Below are 19,576 nucleotides of genomic sequence, written 5' to 3'. Positions count from 1 at the left end.
GGACGATTTGTATCTCGGGATCGACATCGGCACATCCGGTGTGAAAGCGGTGCTCGTGAGCGAAGCCGGCGCGGTGACCGCGACGGCGGCGCGCGAGCTTGCGCTGTCGCACCCGGCGCCGCTGTGGTCCGAGCAGGATCCCGACGCCTGGGTCGATGCGGCCGTCGGCGCCGTCGACGATCTCGCCGCGCGCCATCCGCGCGAGGTTGCGCAGGTGCGCGGCATCGGGCTGTCGGGTCAGATGCACGGCGCGACGCTGCTTGGCGAGGACGGCCGGCCGCTGCGTCCGGCCATCCTCTGGAACGACGGCCGCTCGCAGGCCGAATGCGCCGCGCTGGAGCGGCGCTGTCCCTCGCTGCACGCGATTGCCGGCAATCTCGCGATGCCGGGCTTCACCGCGCCGAAGCTACTCTGGGTGGCACGGCACGAGCCGAAGATCTTCGACCGCGTGGCAAAGGTGCTGCTGCCGAAAGCCTATGTCCGCTATCGCCTCACCGGCGAGATGGTCGAGGACATGTCGGACGCGTCAGGCACGCTGTGGCTCGACGTCGGCCTGCGGCGCTGGTCCGCGCTGCTGCTGCATGCCACCGGGCTCGATCTGCACCACATGCCGCGCCTCGTCGAGGGCAGTGCGGTGAGCGCGGTGCTCGCGCCTGAATACGCGCAGCGCTGGGGCATGGCGAAAAATGTCGTGGTCGCGGGCGGCGCCGGCGACAATGCGGCCAGCGCGATCGGGCTCGGCGCCATCGCGCCGGGCGATGCCTTCCTGTCGCTGGGAACGTCGGGTGTCCTGTTCCGCGTCACCAATCGCTTCGCCCCCGCGCCGGCTTCGGCGGTGCATGCCTTCTGCCACGCGCTGCCCGGCCTCTGGCACCAGATGGGCGTGATGCTGTCGGCCGCAGCTTCGCTCGCCTGGCTGGCCGGCGTGATGGAGACGCCGGCCGCAGCGCTCCTGGCGCCGCTCGGCGAGCGCGTCGATGCACCTGGCACGGTCCAGTTCCTGCCTTATCTCGACGGCGAGCGCACGCCGCACAACGATGCCGCCGCCAGCGGCGCTTTCGTCGGCCTGCGCGGCGCGGCCGGGCGTTCAGAGATCGTGCAGGCCGTGCTCGAAGGCGTCGCCTTTGCCGCGCGCGACAATCTGGCGGCGCTGAGCGCAGCCAGCGGGCCGATCGGCGAGGTCGATTTCGTCGGCGGCGGCTCGCGCTCGCCGCTATGGGCGCAGATCTGCGCCGACGTGCTCGGCATGCCCGTCCACCGCGTCGAGGAAGGCGAGGTCGGCGCCGCGCTCGGCGCCGCGCGGCTCGGCCGGCTCGCTGCGACCGGCGAGAACCCCGCGGACGTCTGCACGCGCCCGCGCAGGCTTGCAAGCTTCACACCCCGCCCGTCCGTCGCTGCGGCCTATGACGAGGCCTATCGGCGATGGCGCGCGCTTTATCCCGCATTGAAGGAACCTTAAGTGAACGCGCCAGCCAAATTCTTCGATGCAAGTGCACCCGTCGCCTTCGGCGGCAAGGAGGCCGAAGGCGCGCCCGCCTTCCGCTGGTACGACAAGGACCGCCTGGTGCATGGCCGCCGGCTCGAGGATCACTTGCGCTTTGCGGTCTGCTATTGGCATTCGTTCTGCTGGCCGGGCGGCGATCCCTTCGGCGGCGAGACCTTCCTGCGGCCTTGGCACCACGGCACCGACGCGATGGCGATGGCCCGCGCCAAGGCCGATGCCGCCTTCGAGCTGTTCCGCCTGCTGGACGTCCCCTTCTTCACCTTCCACGACGTCGATGCGGCGCCGGAGGGCGCTTCGCTCGCCGAGTCCGTCGCCAACCTCAACGCCATCGCCGATCTGTTCGAGCAGAAGATGGCATCGAGCAAGGTCCGCCTGCTCTGGGGCACTGCGAACCTGTTCACGCACCGCCGCTACATGGCGGGCGCGGCCACCAATCCGGACCCTGACATCTTCACCTATGCCGCCGGCCAGGTCCGTGCCGCACTGGAGGTGACGCACCGGCTCGGTGGGCAGAACTACGTGCTGTGGGGCGGACGCGAGGGCTACGAGACGCTGCTCAACACCGATCTCAAGCGCGAGCTCGACCAGCTCGGCCGCTTCGTCTCGCTCGTCGTCGAGCACAAGCACAAAATAGGCTTCAAGGGCCCGCTGCTGATCGAGCCGAAGCCGAAGGAGCCGACCAAGCACCAATATGATTTCGACGTCGCCACCTGCTACGGTTTCCTCGAACGCTACGACCTGCTCAAGGACGTCAAGCTCAACATCGAGCAGAACCACGCCATCCTCGCCGGCCATTCCTTCCATCACGAGGTCGCGCTGGCCGAGGCGCTCGGCGTGTTCGGCTCGCTCGACATCAACCGCGGCGACGATCTGCTCGGCTGGGACACCGACCAGTTCGCGATGAACGTGCCGGAGCTGGCGCTGGTGTTCCACGAGATCCTGAACCGTGGCGGCTTCACCACGGGTGGACTCAATTTCGATGCCAAGATCCGCCGCCAGTCGATCGATCCCGATGATCTCATCCATGCCCATGTCGGCTCGATGGATGCCTGTGCGCGGGCCTTCCTCGCCGCCGCCGACATGCTCGACGCCGGCACGCTGAGTGCGCCGCTCGCAAAACGTTACGAGGGCTGGGCGAGCCCGGAGGGCCGCGCCATTCTCGGCGGCCAGCGCTCGCTCGCCGATCTCGCCGACCGTGCGATGTCTCCCGGGTTCGATCCGCAGCCGCGCTCGGGCCGGCAGGAATATCTGGAATCCCTGGTCAACCGCTATGTCTGAGGAAACGCCGCTGATGACGAAGACTGACGCGACGCCGGTGCTCGAGCTCACCGGCATCGGCAAGGAGTTCGGCGCGATCCGCGCGCTGCACGACGTCGATATGCAGGTCTGGCCCGGCGAGGTGGTCGGCCTGATGGGCGACAACGGCGCCGGCAAGTCGACGCTGGTGAAGATCATCGCCGGCAATTTCCGCCCCACGCATGGCGAGATGCGCTTTGCCGGCAGCGCGGTGCATTTCAACCGGCCGGTCGATGCCCGCGCCGTAGGCATCGAGGTCGTCTACCAGGACCTCGCGCTGGCGGATAATCTCACGGCCGCCGCCAACGTCTTCCTCGGCCGCGAGTTGAAGCGCAGGTTCGGACCGATTGCCTTGCTCGACCACAAGGCGATGGCATCGCGCGCGCTGGAGCTGTTCGGCGAGCTGCGTTCGGAGACGCGCCCGGACGATCTCGTCAGACAGATGTCGGGCGGCCAGCGCCAGGCGGTCGCGATCGCGCGTACCCGGCTCTCCAATGCGCGGCTGGTAATGATGGATGAGCCGACCGCCGCGATCTCGGTGCGCCAGGTCGAGCAGGTGCTCGGCCTGATCCACCGGCTCAAGGAGCAGGGCGTCGCCGTGATGCTGATCTCGCACCGCATGCCCGACGTGTTCGCCGTATGCGACCGCGTCGTCGTCATGCGGCGCGGCGAGAAGCGCGCCGACAAGTCGATTCACCAGACCTCCCCCGAGGAGGTCACCGCCCTCATCACCGGTGCGAAGGAGGCGGCGTGATGGCCATGCCCTTGGAATCCCCGATCAGCTTCACCAATGTCGGCAAGATCAGGTGGTGGCAGCGCGGCATCTTCGCCTCGCAGACCGGCTACGTCCTGCTCGCGCTGGCGGTGCTGCTGGTGATCATGCATTTCGCCAGCCCCTACTTCTTCACCCAGGGCAACATGCAGAACGTGGCGAAGAACTTTTCCTTCATCGCCATCGCGACGCTCGGCGTCACCTTCGTGATCATCACCGGCGGCATCGACCTGTCGGTGGGATCGATGATGTGCTTTTCCGCCATGATCACATCGATGGTGATGACCGAGCTGTCGGCGCCCGGATCGCCGCTGGTGCACATGGCCGCCGACGGCAAGACCGTGCTCGCCAATGTTCCGGGGCTGATCCTGCTTGTCTCGATCCTCGCCGGCCTCGGCGCCGCGCTGATTGCCGGCCTCGTCAACGGCTTCTGCATCGCCGTGCTCGGCCTGTCACCCTTCGTCACCACGCTCGGCATGCTCTCGATCGTGCGCGGGCTCGGCTATGTCGTCTCCAACGGACGCGGCAGCTTCCCGGGTGGGCCCGACGCCGATTATTTCTATGCGCTCACGTCCGGTGACGTGCTCGGCGTGCCGGCGCCGTTCATCTATCTCGTGATCCTGGCGCTGACCATGGCGGTGGTGCTGCACCACACCTCGTTCGGCCGCCACGTCTTTGCGCTCGGCGGCAACGAGAAGGCGGCCGAGCTCACCGGCATTCCGGTGGTGCGGGTGAAGATCGAGGTCTACGTGATCTGCGCGCTCGCCGCGGGCCTGCAGGGCATCATCATCTCCGGCTGGCTTGGATCGGCGCCGGCCAACATGGCGATGTCCTACGAGCTCAACGTGATCGCGGCGGCCGTGATCGGCGGTGCCAATCTCGCCGGCGGCATCGGCGGTCCGCTCGGGGCCATCGTCGGCTGCGTGCTGCTGGAGGTGATCCGCAACGGCCTCGTGCTGGCCCAGGTCTCCTCGTACTGGCAGCAGACGCTGGTCGGCGTGATCATCATTCTGGCTGTGCTGGTCGACCGCGTCCGCTCGCGGATGACCTGACATGACGACATCTCGGGAAGGCAAGGAAAACGTCGCCTATCCGCTTCCCGGGGGCTTTCGAGGGGATAGGCACCAACAAGAGTGGAGGAGACAATGAGGAAACTGCTTCTTGCCGGCATCGCGGTTGCGATGATGGCCACGCCGACATTTGCTGCGAACTACCGCTTCGTCATCGTGCCGAAGGCGATGAACAATCCGTTCTTCGATTTTTCACGCGACGGCTGCCTGAAGCGCGCCAAGGAGCTCGGCAACATCGAGTGCATCTACAAGGGACCGGTCGAGCATGAGCCGGCGAACCAGGCCCAGATCATCCAGGACTTCATCACGCAGAAGGTCGACGGTCTCGCCATCTCGGTCGCGGACGTCGCGGCCATGACCAAGTCGATCGAGGCGGCGACCGCCGCCGGCATTCCGGTCATCACTTTCGATGCCGACGCGCCGGGCTCCAAGCGCATCGCCTATATCGGCACCAACAACAAGGAGTTCGGCCTGGCCCTCGGCAAGGAATTGCTGAAATTGCGGCCTGACGGCGGCAAATACGCGATGGTCTCCGGCGGTCCCGGCGCAAAGAACCTGGCCGAGCGTGTCGACGGCGTGCGCGAGGCGCTGAAGGGCTCGAAATGGACCGAGGTCGCGGGTTCGCCGAGCTTCTGCAACGACGATCCCGCGCTCGCGGTCCAGCAGATGACGGACATGCGCACCGCAACGCCGGATCTCGCCGCCATCGTTCCGATCGGCGGCTGGCCGATGTTCGCGCCCGAAGGTTTCAAGGCCTTCGCCAGCAGGAACAAGAAGGACATCGATTCCGGCAAGTTCACGCTGGTCGTCGCCGATACGCTGAAGATGCAGCTCGAGCTGCTGCGTGACGGCTATGCCAATGCGCTGGTCGGCCAGCGTCCGTTCGAGATGGGCGAGAAGGCGATGGACACGCTGCTCGCCATCAAGAAGGGCGAGAAGGTGCCGGAGATCGTCTACACCGGCCTCGATCTCGTCACCAAGGACAACGTCGCGAAGATGTTGAAGTAGGAGCGCTGCCCAGCCCCGCGCTTCTGCATGCCTCTCCCGCTTGCGGTTTCCGCAAGCGGGAGAGATGATTTGGAATGGACGACGACTGCTGGAAGGCGATGGGAATGAAAAGGTCGCGGCTCGGCGCTCTCGATGTCACCTCGATCGGCCTCGGTTCAGCCCCGCTCGGCGGATTGTTCTCGCCCGTCAGCGATGCCGATGCGCAAGCGACGATTGAACGCGCCTGGTCGCTCGGTGTCCGATTCTTCGACACCGCCCCGCTTTACGGCTTCGGCCTCGCGGAGCGGCGGCTGGGCGCCTTCCTGCGGCAACAGAGGCGCGACTCCTACGCCATCTCGACCAAGGTCGGCCGCCTGCTGCGCGCACCGGACAATGCTGCGCCGGAGGACGAGCACTACAAGGGCACGCCGCGCGAGCGGCCGGTGTTCGATTTCAGCTATGACGGCGTGATGCGGTCGGTGGAGGAGAGCCTGCAGCGCCTCGGCCTCGACCGCGTCGACGTCCTGCTCGTGCATGATCCCGACGATCACTATGACGATGCCGTCACCGGCGCCTTCCGCGCGCTCCAGCGCCTGCGCGAGGACGGCACGGTCAAGGCGATCGGCGCCGGAATGAACCAGTCGGGGATGCTGGCTCGCTTCGCCGAGGCCGTGCCGGTCGACTGCTTCCTGCTCGCCGGCCGTTACACGCTGCTCGACCAGGGCGCACTGGATGCGCTATTTCCGCTGTGCCAGGCCAGCAATATCGGCATCTTGCTCGGTGGCATCTACAACAGCGGCATCCTGGCCAATCCGCGGGCGAGCGCGAAATTCAACTATCAGGATGCTGATGCTGCGCTCGTGGCACGCGCGCTGGAGCTCGACGAACTCTGCCGCAGGCACGGCACCGAGCTGAAAGCCGCCGCGCTGCAATTCTGCATGGCCCATCCGGCGGTGACGGTCGCCGTGATGGGCGCGCGCAATGCCGCCGAGGTCGCCGACAACATCGCGATGTCCGAGAAGGCGGTGCCGCCGGCATTCTGGCAGGAGCTGCGGACGCGAAAGCTGGTCGATGCGCGCGCGCCGCTTCCCGGCGGAGATTAAGGCATGATCGTCGATGCCCACCAGCATTTCTGGGACCCGGCGCGCGCCGATTATCCCTGGATGGAAGCGGACGAGCTGGCGCCGATCCGCCGTGCCTTCGGCCCGGCCGATCTCGCGCCGCTGCTACAGGCGAACGGCATCGAGGCCAGCATCCTGGTGCAATGCCGCTCAGCGCTGGAGGAGACCGAGGAGTTCCTGCGTATCGCGGATGCGACGCCCTCGGTGATCGGCGTGGTCGGCTGGGCCGATCTCACCGATGCGGCGCTCGGCGAGACGCTCGACCGGCTGCGCGCTCTGCCTGGTGGCGACAAGCTGGTCGGCATCCGCCACCAGGTCCACGACGAGCTCGATGCGGATTGGCTGCTGCGCGAGGACGTCCAGCGCGGACTCACGGCCGTGTTCGCCCACGATCTCGCTTACGATTTCCTTGTCCGCAGCCGCGAGCTGCCCGCGGCGGTCGCAACCGCGCAGGCCTTTCCGCACGCGCGTTTCGTGCTGGATCACGCCGCCAAGCCGCCGATTGCCGCCGGCGGGAGCGCGGAATGGACCGAGCGCATCGCAGCGCTGGCTGCCTGCGGCAATGTCTGGTGCAAGATCTCGGGATTGGCGACCGAGGCGGTCTGGGACGACTGGAATGCAGAACGGCTGTTTCCGTTCGTGGAGCACGCCGCGAAATGTTTCGGCGAAGACCGGCTGATCTTCGGATCGGATTGGCCCGTATGCCTGCTCGCGGGAAGCTACGGCGAGATCAAGACCGCGCTGGAGACCTGCCTGGCGAGGCTCGGCCCGCGCGTGCGGGGCAAGGCTTTCGGCGTGAATGCCAAGGCTGTGTATCGCTTGGGTTAATCTGCAGTGGATGTGCGCTCTTACCCTCTCCCCTTGTGGGAGAGGGTGGCTCGCCGCGAAGCGGCGAGACGGGTGAGGGGTCTCTCTCCGCGAGCTCGCGTGTGGATAGATACCCCTCATCCGGCGCTTCGCGCCACCTTCTCCCACAAGGGGAGAAGGAAAAGGCGACGGGGCCCGCCTCGCTACTCCGACATCGGCTTGTCGGAGATGTCCCAGTCTTTCCCGGTGAAGGTGGAGATGAACAGCGTCTTCATCGGTGTGTAGTCCTCGGGCGTGTAGCTGTAGGTGACGCCATCGAGGAAATACGGCGAGTGGAAACCTTGCAGGTTCGATGCCTGCTTCAGCACGTTGGCGCGGGTGAGCTCGTTGCCGCAGCGGCGCAGGATCTCGGCCATCGTGGCGGCCTGCCCGTAGCCGGCGAAGGCGATGGTGTTGTCGGGATCGATCGCCGGCGTGTACTTCTTGCGCAGCTCCTCGAACGCCATCACGTCCGGGTCCTTCTCCCATTTGGGCAGGCCGACCTCCTTGTTGTAGCGGATCGCGACGATGCCGGTGGCGTTCTCGAGCCCCGCGGCATTGAGGATCGAGCGGCCGGTGGAGCCGGCGGACAGGAGGTGCAGCGGCTTCCAGCCGAGCTCGGCCACTTTCCGGATCGACTGCGACGAGGCCTTGCCGGTCGAGATGTTGTAGAAGACGTCGGCTCCGGACTTCGAGAGATTGATGAGCTGGGAATCGACGGTCGGCTCGGTGAGATCGTAGGTCTGCTCCATGATCACTTGCGCGGTGCCGCCGGCGTCCGCCAGTACTTTCTTGAACGGACCGAGGAAGTCGCGGCCGAAATCGTCGTTCTGGTAGAGGATGCCGATCTTCGCGTTCGGCTTCACGCTGACGACGTGGCGCGCGAGGATGCGCGCCTCGGTCGGATAGAGCGGCAGGCCCGCCATCGTCCACTTGAACTCTTTCGGATTATTCCACTTCGACGCGCCGGTGTTGAGCAGGAGCTGCGGCACGCCCTTGGAGTTCAGGTATTTGTGCACGGCGGTCTGCGGTGCGGTGCCGAGCGAGCCGTACAGCGCGAGCACTTCTTCCTGCTCGACCAGGCGCCGCGTCGCCTCGACGCATTTCGGCGCGCTGTAGGCGTCGTCCATGGTGAGGAACTTGACCTTGCGCCCGTTGATGCCGCCCTTCTCGTTCAGCATCTGGAAATAGGCTTCGCCGACGCGGCCGAGCACGCCGTAGAGCGAGCCGGGGCCGGAATGCGGCACGGTCTGACCGATCTTGATCTCGGTGTCGCTGGCGCCCGCATCGTATTTCTTCTCCGCGGCCCAGACGTAGGGCGCGGGCAATGTCGATGCGGCGATGGTGGCGAGCGCGCCGGCGCTGAAATCGCGCCGCGATGGATTCTTGGTCATTGTTGTTTTCTCCCTGATGCGCGCATTGTGCTGACATCGCAGCTCGGCTCGCAAGTGGGAAGTCGCAGCTTTGCGACGCAATGACGCTCAAATCATGAGGCGTTAGCGCCTAGACTCAAGTTTTCTCGGCGACCACGATGAGGCCACGCACCGGCTCATTGTTCTCGTTGCGCGGCGAGGCCGGCTCCAGCGTCAGCAGCTTCATCCCCGCCTTCGCGATGGCGCCGCGCACATATTCCGCGGAATGGGCATAACGCAGGCCGTCGCCGAGCACGATGCCGTCGCCCGCATGCGTCTCCAGCGTGAAGGCGAGCACGCCGCCTGAGACGAGCACACGCCTTACTTCGCTCAGCACCGGTGCGAGATCGGAGAGATAGACGAACGCATCCGCGGCCACGACGAGGTTCGCGCTGGCATCTGGCTTGCCGCGCAGGCCGTCGATCATGTCGGCGACTTCGAGCTCGGCATAGAGGTTCGTCGCCCGCGCCTCCTTGATCATGCCGGGTGACAAATCGATGCCGGTGAAATGATCGACCTGCTTGGCGAAGGCAGCTGCCGCGAGCCCGGTGCCGCAGCCGAGATCGATGGTGCGCTTGAAGTAGGCGGGCTTCTTGGCGGCGACGCGCGCCGCCAGCACCGCCTTGAAGATCAGCGCGGGGGCGCGATAGCCGAGATCGTTGATCAGCGCGTGCTCGAACCGCGGCGCGTATTGATCGAACAAGGCCTGCACGTAGGCCTTGGGCATCTCCGCCATCTCGGTATCGCCGAGCCGCATCAGGTGCAGGCCGGCGCCGTGCTGATCCCCGGGGTCGCATCGCCGCGCTTCACGAAAGGCCGCGATGGCCTTGTCGCGCTCGCCGAGCTGCTGACGAATCTCGCCGAGCGTGAACCAGGCCGAGGTGAAGTTGGGCGCGAGCTCGATCGCCTGCTCCAGGAGGTCGGCCGCGGCGGGAAGGTCGCCCTTGAGCTGGAGATCGCGCGCGAACTCGAAGCGGCGGTCGGCCATGAGATCGCCGGAGGTCAGGAACAGGCGGAGCGGCATTGAGGAACCAGGAAACGAAATGGGTAAGTGACTCGAAGATGTGATGGCTCGACTTATATAACAGGCATGCGTCCGCAAGACATCCTGCTGCCAAATGCTGCCGGCCTGTGCTGCAAGCCCGGCGGCTTCCATATCGACCCCGTCCGCCCCGTGGAGCGGGCCGTGATCACCCACGGCCATTCCGACCATGCCCGTGCGGGCCATGGCGCTGTGCTGGCGACGCAGGAAACGCTGGACATGATGCGGCTGCGCTATGGCGAGAACTTCGCCGGCTCGACCCAAGCCATCCGCTATGGCGAGGAGATCCGGCTCGGCGACGTCAAGGTCAAGTTTCACCCGGCCGGCCACGTGCTGGGATCGGCGCAGGTCGCCGTCTCGTGCAAGGACACCTGCATCGTCGCCTCCGGTGACTACAAGGACGCGCCGGACCCGACCTGCGCGCCATTCGAGCTGGTGCCTTGCGATGTCTTCATCACCGAGGCGACGTTCGGCCTGCCGGTCTTCAGGCATGGCGATGCGAGCGACGAGGTCAAGAAGCTGCTGGCTTCGGTCGCGCTGTTTCCGGAGCGCGCGCATCTCGTCGGCGCCTACTCGCTCGGCAAGGCGCAGCGCGTGATCAAGCTGCTGCGTCTGGCCGGCTATGACGCGCCGATCTACCTGCATGGCGCGATGGAGACGATTACGCATTACTATCAGAGCCGCGGGATCGACCTCGGCGAGCTCAAACCAGTGAAGGGCATGAAGAAGGCGGCGCTCGCCGGCACCATCACGCTGGCGCCGCCCTCGGCCACCTCCGATCTCTGGACGCGGCGCTTTCCCGATCCGGTCACCGCCTTCGCCTCGGGCTGGATGCGCGTGCGCGCCCGGGCGCGGCAGCGCGGCGTCGAGCTGCCGCTGGTGATCTCCGATCACGCCGATTGGGATGGCCTCACCGCAACCATCGCGGCGACCGGCGCCGGCGAGATCTGGGTCACCCACGGCCAGGAAGATGCGCTGGTGCATTGGTGCCGGAGCAAAGGCCTGAAGGCACGGCCGCTCGACCTCGTCGGCTATGGCGACGAGGAGGAGAGCGAGACGCCGATTCAAGCCGAGGCCGAAGCATGAACCGCTTCGCCGAGCTGCTCGACCGCCTCGCCTATGAGCCCGGCCGCAACAACAAGCTGCGGCTGATCACCGGCTATTTTCGCGAGGTTGGCGACCCCGACCGCGGCTATGCGCTGGCTGCGCTGACCGGCGCACTCAGCTTCAAGCACGCCAAGCCCGCGCTGATCCGCGACCTCATCGCAGCACGCACGGACGAGGTGCTGTTCGGGCTGAGCTACGACTATGTCGGCGATCTCTCCGAGACGGTGGCGCTGATGTGGCCGAAGGCCGCGCTCGCCGCCCACAACAACCCGCCGCCACCGAGCCTCACCGAGGTCGTTACCACGCTGCGCACGCTGGGCAAGACCGAGCTGCCCAAGCAGCTCGAGCGCTGGCTCGACGAGTTAGATGAGACCGGGCGCTGGGCGCTGCTGAAGCTCGTCACCGGGAGCTTGCGGATCGGCATCTCCGCGCGCCTTGCCAAGACTGCGGCCGCAGCGCTCGGCGACAAGGACCCACACGAGATCGAGCTGATCTGGCCGGGGCTCGTCCCGCCCTATCTCGACCTGTTCGCCTGGCTGGAAGGCCGCGGCGAGAAGCCCGTCAATCGCGATCCCGCGCCGTTCCGGCCGGTGATGCTGGCGCATGCGATCGAGGACAACGATTTCGCCGCGCTCGATCCCGCCGACTACATCGCCGAATGGAAATGGGACGGCATCCGCGTGCAGGCGGTGGCCGGGCGCGACGAGCGCGGCCATATCACCGCGCGGCTCTATTCGCGCACCGGCGAGGACATCACGGGAAGCTTTCCGGATCTCGTGCCGTCGCTGCGCCTGCCGGGCGCGATCGACGGCGAGCTCCTGATCCTGCGCGAAGGCCGCGTCCAGAGCTTCAACGTGTTGCAGCAGCGCCTCAACCGCAAGGTCGTCTCGCCGAAGCTGATCAAGGAGTTTCCGATTCACCTGCGCGCCTACGATCTGCTCGGCGACGACGAGAACGATCTGCGCGAGCTGCCTTTTGCCGAGCGGCGCGAGCGGCTGGAGCGATTCATCGCAAAGCTCGACGATCCCCGCATCGATCTCTCGCCCACCGTGCCCTTCGATAGCTGGGAAGCACTGACCGCCGCGCGGGCCGATCCCGCGAGCGCCGGCGCCGGCGAGGATGCGGACGCCGTCGAAGGCGTCATGCTGAAGCGGCGCGATGCGCCCTACTTGCCGGGGCGGCCGAAGGGGCAATGGTGGAAGTGGAAGCGCGACCCGCACATCATCGACGCCGTCCTGATGTATGCGCAGCGCGGCCACGGCAAGCGCTCGTCCTATTATTCCGACTACACCTTCGGCGTCTGGACCGAGACCGAGAATGGCGAGGAGCTGGTGCCGGTCGGGAAAGCCTATTTCGGCTTCACCGACGAGGAGCTCTTGCAGATCGACCGCTTCGTCCGCCGCAACACCACGGAGAAATTCGGCCCCGTCCGCCACGTCGTGCACGAAGCGGACAAGGGGCTGGTGCTGGAGGTCGCTTTCGAAGGATTGCAGCGCTCGCCCCGGCACAAATCCGGCGTCGCCATGCGTTTCCCCCGCATCAGCCGCCTGCGCTGGGACAAGCCGCCGCGAGAGGCCGACCGGCTGGAGACGCTGGAGAAGATGCTGAAGGCCGAGGCGGCGGAGATCGAGGTGTGAACTGTTGCCACGAGGACGGTGCGCTCCCTCTTCCGCCCGAATTAAACTCCCGTAACCCGATTGACGGCCCCTTGCGGGTTCCCCATGTCCCCCGCCGTGCCTATAATGGGTTCGAATCCGCTTCAGGAGTTTGCGATGGTCCAAGACGTCAGAGATTTGCCGGCCGGCCGCAGCGACGGCCTGCACCGCTTTCTCGGCGGCTCGCCGCTGGCGGTCGCGTTCCGCCTGGTGCTGCTCTCGATCCTGGTCGGCGTCGTGCTGGCGACGATCGGCTTCGATCCCTGGAACATCATCCACAGCATTCGCCTGTTGTTCCAGCGGCTGTGGGACCTCGGCTTCGATGCGGTGAACTGGCTGTGGCGCTACTTCCTGCTCGGTGCGGTCATCGTGATTCCGATCTGGCTGCTGTCGCGCGTGTTCGGCGCGCCGCGCGGCAGGTAAGTCATATTTTTGAGCATGATCTTGTCGGAAAACCGCTTCACACTTTTCCGGATCATGCTCTGAGGGAGTGCGCAGCCGATGCAATTGCGGTTCGTCGGCTGCGGTGATGCCTTCGGCTCCGGCGGCAGGCTCAACACCTGCTTCCACGTCTCGGGGCGCAAAGCGAACTTCCTGATCGACTGCGGTGCGTCGGCGCTGCCGGCGCTGAAGCGGCTCGAGATCGATCGGGGCGACATCGACCTGATCCTGATCACGCATTTCCACGGCGACCATTTTGCCGGTCTGCCGTTCTTTCTGCTCGACGCGCAATTCTCGCGGCGAACGCGGCCGCTGACGATCGCGGGCCCGCAAGGCATCGAGAGGCGGCTGCGCGAGGTGATGGAGGCGCTGTTCGAGCATTCCTCGAACACCAAGCCGCGCTTCGAGCTGAACGTGGTCGAGCTCGCGCCCGGGCAAAGCCAGCGCTTCGGCGCGGTGAATGTGACGCCCTATCCGGTCGTGCACGGCGAATCAGGCGGACCGTTCCTCGCCTATCGCATCGCGGCCGAGGGCCGCACGCTCGCCTACACCGCCGATACCGAATGGACGGAGACGCTCATTCCGCTGGCGCATGGCGCGGACCTTTTCATCGCCGAAGCCTATATGTACGAGAAGGTGGTCAAGAATCACCTCAGCCTGAAGACCTTGGAACAGCATCTGCCCGACATCGGCGCCAAGCGGCTCGTCCTCACCCATATGAGCGACGACATGCTGTCGCGCCTGGGCGAGGTCGAGCACCTCGCCGCCGAAGACGGCATGGTGCTCGTGTTCTGAAAGATGCACGCACCCGTCCATCACCGCGTCGGTAGCCGGCAGGTCTTCGCCATTGCAGGTCCCGCGATGGTCGCGAACCTCACGACGCCGCTGATCGGCGTGGTCTCGACCACCGCGATCGGGCGGCTCGACGATGCCGCGCTGCTCGGCGGCGTCGCGATGGCCTCCGTCATCTTCGACTGCCTGTTCTGGTTGTTCGGCTTCCTGCGCATGAGCACGCTCGCCTTCACCGCGCAGGCGCTCGGCGCGGGCGAGACGCGCGAGCAGACCGTGATCCTGGTGCGCGGTTTCATCGTCGCCGGCCTGATCGGTGCGGCGCTGATCGTGCTGCAGCTGCCGCTGGCAGGCGCACTGTTCGACCTGATGGGCGGCAGCGAGGGCGTGACGCAGGCCGCAAAGACCTATTTCATGATCAGGATCTGGTCCTCGCCCTTCGCCTTCGCCAATTACGTCATCCTCGGCTGGCTGGTGGGGCAGGCCCGCGCCAATCCGGCCCTTGCGCTCCAGGTCGTCATCAACCTCATCAATATGGTGGCGACCATCCTGCTGGTGCTGGTCTACGACACCGGCATTGCCGGCGCGGCGATCGCCGCGCTTCTGTCCGAGACGATCGCCTTCATGCTCGGCGTGATCGTGTGCAGGCGCCATGCGCTCGGCGGTTTTGCCATACCTCGCGCAACGCTGTTCGATCGCGACAAGCTGATGCGGCTCCTGGCGGTGAATACCGACATCCTGATCCGCACCGCGGCGCTGATCGCCGTGTTCCTGTTCTTCACCGCCAAGGGCGCGCGGGCCGGCGACGTCACGCTGGCCGCGAACTCCGTGCTCAACAATTTCCTCCTGGTCAGCGCCTTCTTCCTCGACGGCCTTGCCAATGCGGCCCAGCAGCTCTGCGGCCGCGCCTTTGGCGGCCGCGACGCCAAGGGATTTGCGGATTCGACCAGGCTGGTGCTGCTCTGGGGGCTCGGCTTCGCAATTGTCGTCGCCGTGCTGTTCGCAGCCTTCGGCCCTGACATCATCAACGTCATGACGGCGAGCGAGGACGTCCGCCGCGCGGCGCGCGAGTTCCTGCCCTTCATCGTGCTGGCGCCGCTCCCCGGCGTGTTCGCCTTCGGTTTCGACGGCATCTATGTCGGCGCGACCTGGGCGCGGGAGATGCGCAATCTGATGCTGCTCTCGCTCGCGATCTTCTTCGCCGCCTGGCTGGCGCTGCAATCGTTCGGCAATGCCGGCCTGTGGAGTGCGCTGATCGCGTTCTACGTCGCGCGCGGCGGCTTGCAGGGCGCGAGGTATCCGGCGCTGTATCGCGCGACGTTCGTGAAGCCGTAGAAGAACCGTAGCCCGGATGGGGCGCAGCGTAATCCGGGGGCTTTGTCCATGCCGATAGCTTCCCGGATTGCGCTGCGCTCCATCCGGGCTACGAAGTCTGCGCAGGCGGGGAGAGGCGAAGGACGCCTCACATCCCCGGCCAGTCTTCCGCCGTCAGCGTCGCCGCGTCGGCGCCGACGATCTCCGACAGCGAATCCCGCCCTGTCCGCAGCAATGTCGACGTCAGGTCGCGCTTGATCTCGTCGACCAGGCCGAGGCCCTTGTAGACCAGCGACGAATAGAGTTGGATCAAGCTGGCGCCGGCGCGGATCTTGGTCAGCGCGGCGCCGCCCGAATCCACGCCGCCGACGCCGATCAGCGGGAATGCGCCCTCGACGCGCACATAGGTTTCCGCGACCATGCGCGTCGACAGACGGAACAGCGGCCGGCCGGACAGGCCGCCTTGTTCCTTCGCCCGCGTCTCTTCACGCAACGTGCTCGGCCGCGCGACCGTGGTGTTCGACACGATCATGCCGTCGACCCGGCGCGAGCGCGCGACCTGCACGACGTCGTCGAGCTGAGCGAGGCTCAAATCCGGCGCGATCTTGAGCAGCACCGGCGTGTCGCCGGCCTTCTGCCTGACACGCTCGCGGGCCTCGATCACGCGCGCGAGCAGATCGTCGAGCAGCGCGCCTTCCTGAAGGTTGCGCAGGCCCGGCGTGTTCGGCGAGGAGACGTTGACGGTGAAATAGCTCGCCACCGGCGCGAAGGTCTCGATCAGCTTGACGTAGTCGCCGACGCGGTCCGGCGAATCCTTGTTGGCGCCGACATTGACGCCGACGATGCCGCCGTGCTGCGCGCGCGCGGCAAGCCGGCGCAGAGCCGCCTCCGCGCCGTCATTGTTGAAGCCCATGCGGTTGATGATCGCCTCGTCGCGCTCGAGACGGAAGAGCCGCGGCCGCGGATTGCCGGCTTGCGGCTTCGGCGTCACCGAGCCGATCTCTACGAAACCGAAGCCGAGCCGCAGCAGCGCGTCCGGCACCTCGGCGCTCTTGTCGAAGCCCGCAGCCATGCCGATCGGATTGGGAAAGTTCAGCCCGAAGGCGCGCACCGCGAGCTTGGGATCATCGGCGCGCGGCTTGACCGGCGGCAGGAAGCGCAGGCCTTGGATCGCGAGGCGATGCGCGTCCTCGGGATCGAGCCAGCGCAGCACCGGCAGCGAAAAGGCGTCGAACGCGCGGATCACGGCAACAGCTCCGGAACATCGTGACTGCCGTCGGAGCGCATGTTGAGGTTCATCACCGCAAGGACCGCGCCGAGATCGAGCTCGCCATAGAGATGCGGGAAGAGCTCGTCATTGCGCGAGCGTTCCCAGCGCAACTCGCTGCCGAGCGCGTCGCCGTCGACCTCGACCAGGAACAGCGCGCGCTGCCCGAAATAGTGCTTGCGCAGGGTCTCGGGAACCTGGGCCGCGGTCGAGAAATGGATGAAGCCGTCGCGCGCGTCATCTGCGCTGCCCCGGTAGACACCCTGCCGTTCCGCCTCGCGCCAGGCCGAGGCCGGACAGATTTTGTAGATCTTGACCACCGCTACCGCAGCCTTGTTTGTTCTTTGAGTCTCTTGAGTTTTTTCGCTTTTCGCGGGTCCTCGAAACCCGGGCGCGACCGTAAAGGCCGCCCCTTCCGAACTCAAGGCTTAGAGCCTTTTCCGCGCCGATGAAATCGGCACGGGGCTCCGGATTTCCGTTTTGCGCGCTTTCCTGACGCGAACGGGTACCCGTTTCGTTTGAAAGCACCGCCCTCCGCGCCTCTTGCGTGAAAAACGGAAAACCTGTTGATTTGAGGACAGTTTTCCTGAGTTGCGACGGGCTGGACCTTCCATGGTCAGACAGGCCAAAGCGCAGAGGATGCTGACTCACGACCAGATCTGGGCCGCGCTGGACCGGCTGGCGGCGCGCGCCGGATTGTCGCCGTCCGGCCTTGCCAAGCGTGCCGGGCTCGACCCCACGACGTTCAACAGGTCCAAGCGCGTCACCGCCGACGGCCGCGAGCGCTGGCCCTCGACCGAATCGATCGCAAAGGCGCTGGCCGCGGCCGACGCCTCGATCGACAGCTTTGCGAAGCTGATTGATGACGACGGTGGAAGCGGCCGCGGCTCGGTGCCGCTGCTCGGCTTTGCACAGGCCGGAATGAGCGGCGCCTTCGATGAAGCCGGTCTTCCAACCGGCAGGGGCTGGACCGAGATCGCGCTTCCGATCGGAGAGGACGGTCAAGTCTTTGCGCTGGAGATTTCCGGCGCTGCGCTACTGCCTGCCTATCGCGACGGTGACATCATCCTGGTCTCGCCTGCGGCGCCGATCCGCAAGGGTGATCGCGTGGTGGTCAAGATCAAGACGGACGAGATCACGATTGCGACCCTGAAGCGCCGCACGGCAAAGACCCTGGACTTGGCGCCCCTCGATGCGTCACAGGAGGCGCGAACGGTCGCGGCGAGCGATGTCGCCTGGGTTGCGCGGATCCTCTGGGCGAGCCAGTGATGGCGCCGCTCACGCACTCCTCGCCAGGGCGCCGTCGATCATGTTGACCGCGTTCTGCACGCCGTAGACCGCGACGAAGGAGCCGAAGCGCGGGCCCTTCTCCTGGCCGAGCAGGACCTGGTAGAGCATGTTGAACCAGTCCAGCGTCACGCCGGGGCGGCCGTCCTTGCCCTTCTTGACCTGGTCGAGGAACGGCTCGCGGCGGCCGATCTCGTAGACGACGTTCTGGATGTCCTCGGCGGATGCGTCCTGCGCCAGCTGCGACAGCGCATCGCGCAAATCCTGCAGCGCGGCGCGCTCGCTGTCCGTGGGTACGCGGAACTGCTTCGTCGGCGCGACGAAGTCGCGATAATAGTTGATGGCATAGCCGACCATCGCATCCAGCTTCGGATGCGTCTGCGGACTCACGCCGGGCCGATAGCGGCCGATGAAGCCCCACAGCGTCTCGGCGTTCTCCGCGTTCGACGACGACACCAGCGTCAGGAGCAGCTGGAAGGTGACGGGCATGTCGCCCGTCGGCGGCTTGCCGTTGTGGATGTGCCAGACCGGATTGCCGAGCTGCTGCTTGCCGTCCTGCTTCGGAAAGCCGTCGAGGAATTGCTGGTAGTCGTCGACGTTACGCGGGATGACGTCGAAATACAGCCGCTTGGCCGCCTTCGGCTCGCGGTACATGAACAACGAGAGCGATTCCGGTGAGGCGTAGCGCAGCCATTCGTCGATGGTCAGGCCGTTGCCCTTCGACTTCGAGATCTTCTGGCCCTTCTCGTCGAGGAAGAGCTCGTAGTTGAAGCCTTCGGGCGGCGTGGCGCCGAGCGCTCTGGCGATCGCGCCGGACAGCTTCACGGAATCGATCAGGTCCTTGCCCGCCATCTCGTAGTCGACGCCGAGCGCGACCCAGCGCATCGCCCAGTCGGCCTTCCACTGGCACTTGACGTTGCCGCCGGTGACGGGCGTTTCAACTTCCTGGTTGGTATCGGGATCGACGTAGGTCACCGTGCCCGCCGCGACGTCGCGGCGGATCATCGGCACCTGCAGCACGACGCCCGTGGTCTTGCTGATGGGCAGGAACGGCGAATAGGTCGCGCGGCGATCCGGGCCCAGCGTCGGCAGGATGATCGCCATGATCTTGTCGTAGGCGGCGAGCATCTTCAGCAGCGTCGCATCGAAGCGGCCCGACGTATAATAGTCCGTCGAGCTCGCGAACTCGTAGTCGAAGCCGAAATGATCCAGAAACGCGCGCAAGCGCGCGTTATTGTGCGCGCCGAACGACGGGTACTCGTTGGAGAACGGATCCGGCACCCGCGTCAGCGGCTTGCCGATATGAGCGGCCAGCATCTCCTTGTTCGGAACGTTGTCGGGCACCTTGCGGAAGCCGTCCATATCGTCGGAGAACGCCAAAAGGCGCGTCTTGACCTTGTCCTGGGTGAGCACGCGGAAGGCGTGGCGCACCATCGAGGTGCGCGCCACCTCGCCGAACGTGCCGATATGCGGCAGGCCGGACGGACCATAGCCGGTCTCGAACAGCACCTCGTCCTTCGGGCTTTTCTTCAGCCGCGCGACAATGGCCTTCGCCTGCTCGAACGGCCAGGCGTTGGATTGTTCGGCGAGCGCACGCAACTCGCTCGGGTTTGCGGCTAGATCAATAACGGACATCAGGGGCCTCCGGGCCGCGGAAAATAGCGAT

18 protein-coding genes are annotated in these 19,576 nt (G+C 66.1%); 13 read left to right on the top strand and 5 right to left on the bottom strand.

Annotated features, from left to right (window positions below):
• Window positions 1–7 precede the first annotated feature (7 nt).
• From xylB to I6F21_RS12920, 7 genes are all read left to right on the top strand, one after another.
• Window positions 8–1,459, top strand: coding sequence for a xylulokinase (gene xylB, locus I6F21_RS12950; protein WP_225183196.1), 1,452 nt, complete (start codon window positions 8–10; stop codon window positions 1,457–1,459).
• The gene (gene xylA / locus I6F21_RS12945) at window positions 1,460–2,782 is read left to right on the top strand and encodes a xylose isomerase (RefSeq protein ID WP_057028438.1); all 1,323 of its coding nucleotides are present in this window, start codon (window positions 1,460–1,462) and stop codon (window positions 2,780–2,782) included.
• Window positions 2,783–2,795: 13 nt separating this feature from the next.
• Entirely contained in the window at window positions 2,796–3,554 is a 759-nt protein-coding gene (locus I6F21_RS12940) for an ATP-binding cassette domain-containing protein (RefSeq protein ID WP_109145592.1), read from the top strand.
• Window positions 3,554–4,624: an ABC transporter permease gene (locus I6F21_RS12935; RefSeq protein WP_192893049.1), complete on the top strand. Its 1,071-nt coding sequence runs from the start codon at window positions 3,554–3,556 to the stop codon at window positions 4,622–4,624. The genes I6F21_RS12940 and I6F21_RS12935 overlap by 1 nt, the downstream gene beginning before the upstream one ends.
• A gap of 93 nt (window positions 4,625–4,717) precedes the next feature.
• On the top strand, window positions 4,718–5,650 hold the full coding sequence (locus I6F21_RS12930; RefSeq protein ID WP_225147439.1) for a sugar-binding protein: 933 nt from the start codon (window positions 4,718–4,720) through the stop codon (window positions 5,648–5,650).
• A 104-nt stretch (window positions 5,651–5,754) separates the two neighbouring features.
• Window positions 5,755–6,732 carry an aldo/keto reductase gene (locus I6F21_RS12925; protein ID WP_036020513.1) on the top strand — a complete coding sequence of 326 codons (978 nt, stop codon included), beginning with the start codon at window positions 5,755–5,757 and terminating at the stop codon, window positions 6,730–6,732.
• Window positions 6,733–6,735: 3 nt separating this feature from the next.
• Window positions 6,736–7,578 carry an amidohydrolase family protein gene (locus tag I6F21_RS12920; RefSeq protein WP_225183195.1) on the top strand — a complete coding sequence of 281 codons (843 nt, stop codon included), beginning with the start codon at window positions 6,736–6,738 and terminating at the stop codon, window positions 7,576–7,578.
• Between the two features lie 182 nt (window positions 7,579–7,760).
• Here I6F21_RS12920 and I6F21_RS12915 read toward each other — a convergent pair whose 3' ends face one another.
• Window positions 7,761–8,990: an ABC transporter substrate-binding protein gene (locus tag I6F21_RS12915; protein ID WP_109142196.1), complete on the bottom strand. Its 1,230-nt coding sequence runs from the start codon at window positions 8,988–8,990 to the stop codon at window positions 7,761–7,763.
• A gap of 115 nt (window positions 8,991–9,105) precedes the next feature.
• On the bottom strand, window positions 9,106–10,032 hold the full coding sequence (locus tag I6F21_RS12910; protein WP_225183194.1) for a methyltransferase domain-containing protein: 927 nt from the start codon (window positions 10,030–10,032) through the stop codon (window positions 9,106–9,108).
• 66 nt (window positions 10,033–10,098) lie between these two features.
• On the opposite strand from I6F21_RS12910, the gene I6F21_RS12905 reads away from it, so the two are divergent.
• The 5 genes from I6F21_RS12905 (at window position 10,099) to I6F21_RS12885 (ending at window position 15,377) form a co-directional block, all read left to right on the top strand.
• On the top strand, window positions 10,099–11,136 hold the full coding sequence (locus tag I6F21_RS12905; RefSeq protein WP_225157558.1) for a ligase-associated DNA damage response exonuclease: 1,038 nt from the start codon (window positions 10,099–10,101) through the stop codon (window positions 11,134–11,136).
• On the top strand, window positions 11,133–12,794 hold the full coding sequence (locus I6F21_RS12900; protein ID WP_225183193.1) for an ATP-dependent DNA ligase: 1,662 nt from the start codon (window positions 11,133–11,135) through the stop codon (window positions 12,792–12,794). The genes I6F21_RS12905 and I6F21_RS12900 overlap by 4 nt, the downstream gene beginning before the upstream one ends.
• Before the next feature lie 135 nt (window positions 12,795–12,929).
• Window positions 12,930–13,235, top strand: a complete 306-nt coding sequence (locus I6F21_RS12895; protein WP_035996474.1) for a DUF6460 domain-containing protein — start codon at window positions 12,930–12,932, stop codon at window positions 13,233–13,235.
• A gap of 78 nt (window positions 13,236–13,313) precedes the next feature.
• The gene (locus tag I6F21_RS12890; protein WP_035996469.1) at window positions 13,314–14,048 is read left to right on the top strand and encodes an MBL fold metallo-hydrolase; all 735 of its coding nucleotides are present in this window, start codon (window positions 13,314–13,316) and stop codon (window positions 14,046–14,048) included.
• 3 nt (window positions 14,049–14,051) lie between these two features.
• Window positions 14,052–15,377 carry an MATE family efflux transporter gene (locus I6F21_RS12885; protein ID WP_225183192.1) on the top strand — a complete coding sequence of 442 codons (1,326 nt, stop codon included), beginning with the start codon at window positions 14,052–14,054 and terminating at the stop codon, window positions 15,375–15,377.
• Between the two features lie 127 nt (window positions 15,378–15,504).
• Here I6F21_RS12885 and I6F21_RS12880 read toward each other — a convergent pair whose 3' ends face one another.
• Window positions 15,505–16,602 carry a quinone-dependent dihydroorotate dehydrogenase gene (locus I6F21_RS12880; RefSeq protein WP_035996478.1) on the bottom strand — a complete coding sequence of 366 codons (1,098 nt, stop codon included), beginning with the start codon at window positions 16,600–16,602 and terminating at the stop codon, window positions 15,505–15,507.
• The gene (locus I6F21_RS12875; protein ID WP_035996479.1) at window positions 16,599–16,943 is read right to left on the bottom strand and encodes a DUF952 domain-containing protein; all 345 of its coding nucleotides are present in this window, start codon (window positions 16,941–16,943) and stop codon (window positions 16,599–16,601) included. The genes I6F21_RS12880 and I6F21_RS12875 overlap by 4 nt, the downstream gene beginning before the upstream one ends.
• Before the next feature lie 292 nt (window positions 16,944–17,235).
• Between I6F21_RS12875 and I6F21_RS12870 the strand changes: the two genes are divergently transcribed.
• Window positions 17,236–17,892, top strand: coding sequence for a helix-turn-helix transcriptional regulator (locus tag I6F21_RS12870; RefSeq protein ID WP_081492859.1), 657 nt, complete (start codon window positions 17,236–17,238; stop codon window positions 17,890–17,892).
• A 9-nt stretch (window positions 17,893–17,901) separates the two neighbouring features.
• On the opposite strand, the gene I6F21_RS12865 is transcribed toward I6F21_RS12870, so the two are convergent.
• Window positions 17,902–19,545 (bottom strand): lysine--tRNA ligase, encoded by a 1,644-nt coding sequence (locus I6F21_RS12865; RefSeq protein ID WP_035996480.1) that lies wholly within the window; start codon window positions 19,543–19,545, stop codon window positions 17,902–17,904.
• Window positions 19,546–19,576: the final 31 nt, after the last annotated feature.

Origin of the sequence: Bradyrhizobium sp. NBAIM03, from assembly GCF_020194055.1 — a bacterium.
Taxonomy (GTDB): domain Bacteria; phylum Pseudomonadota; class Alphaproteobacteria; order Rhizobiales; family Xanthobacteraceae; genus Bradyrhizobium; species Bradyrhizobium yuanmingense.
Note: the sequence above shows the minus strand (reverse complement) of the source record. Positions and strands in the feature narration are given on the sequence as shown.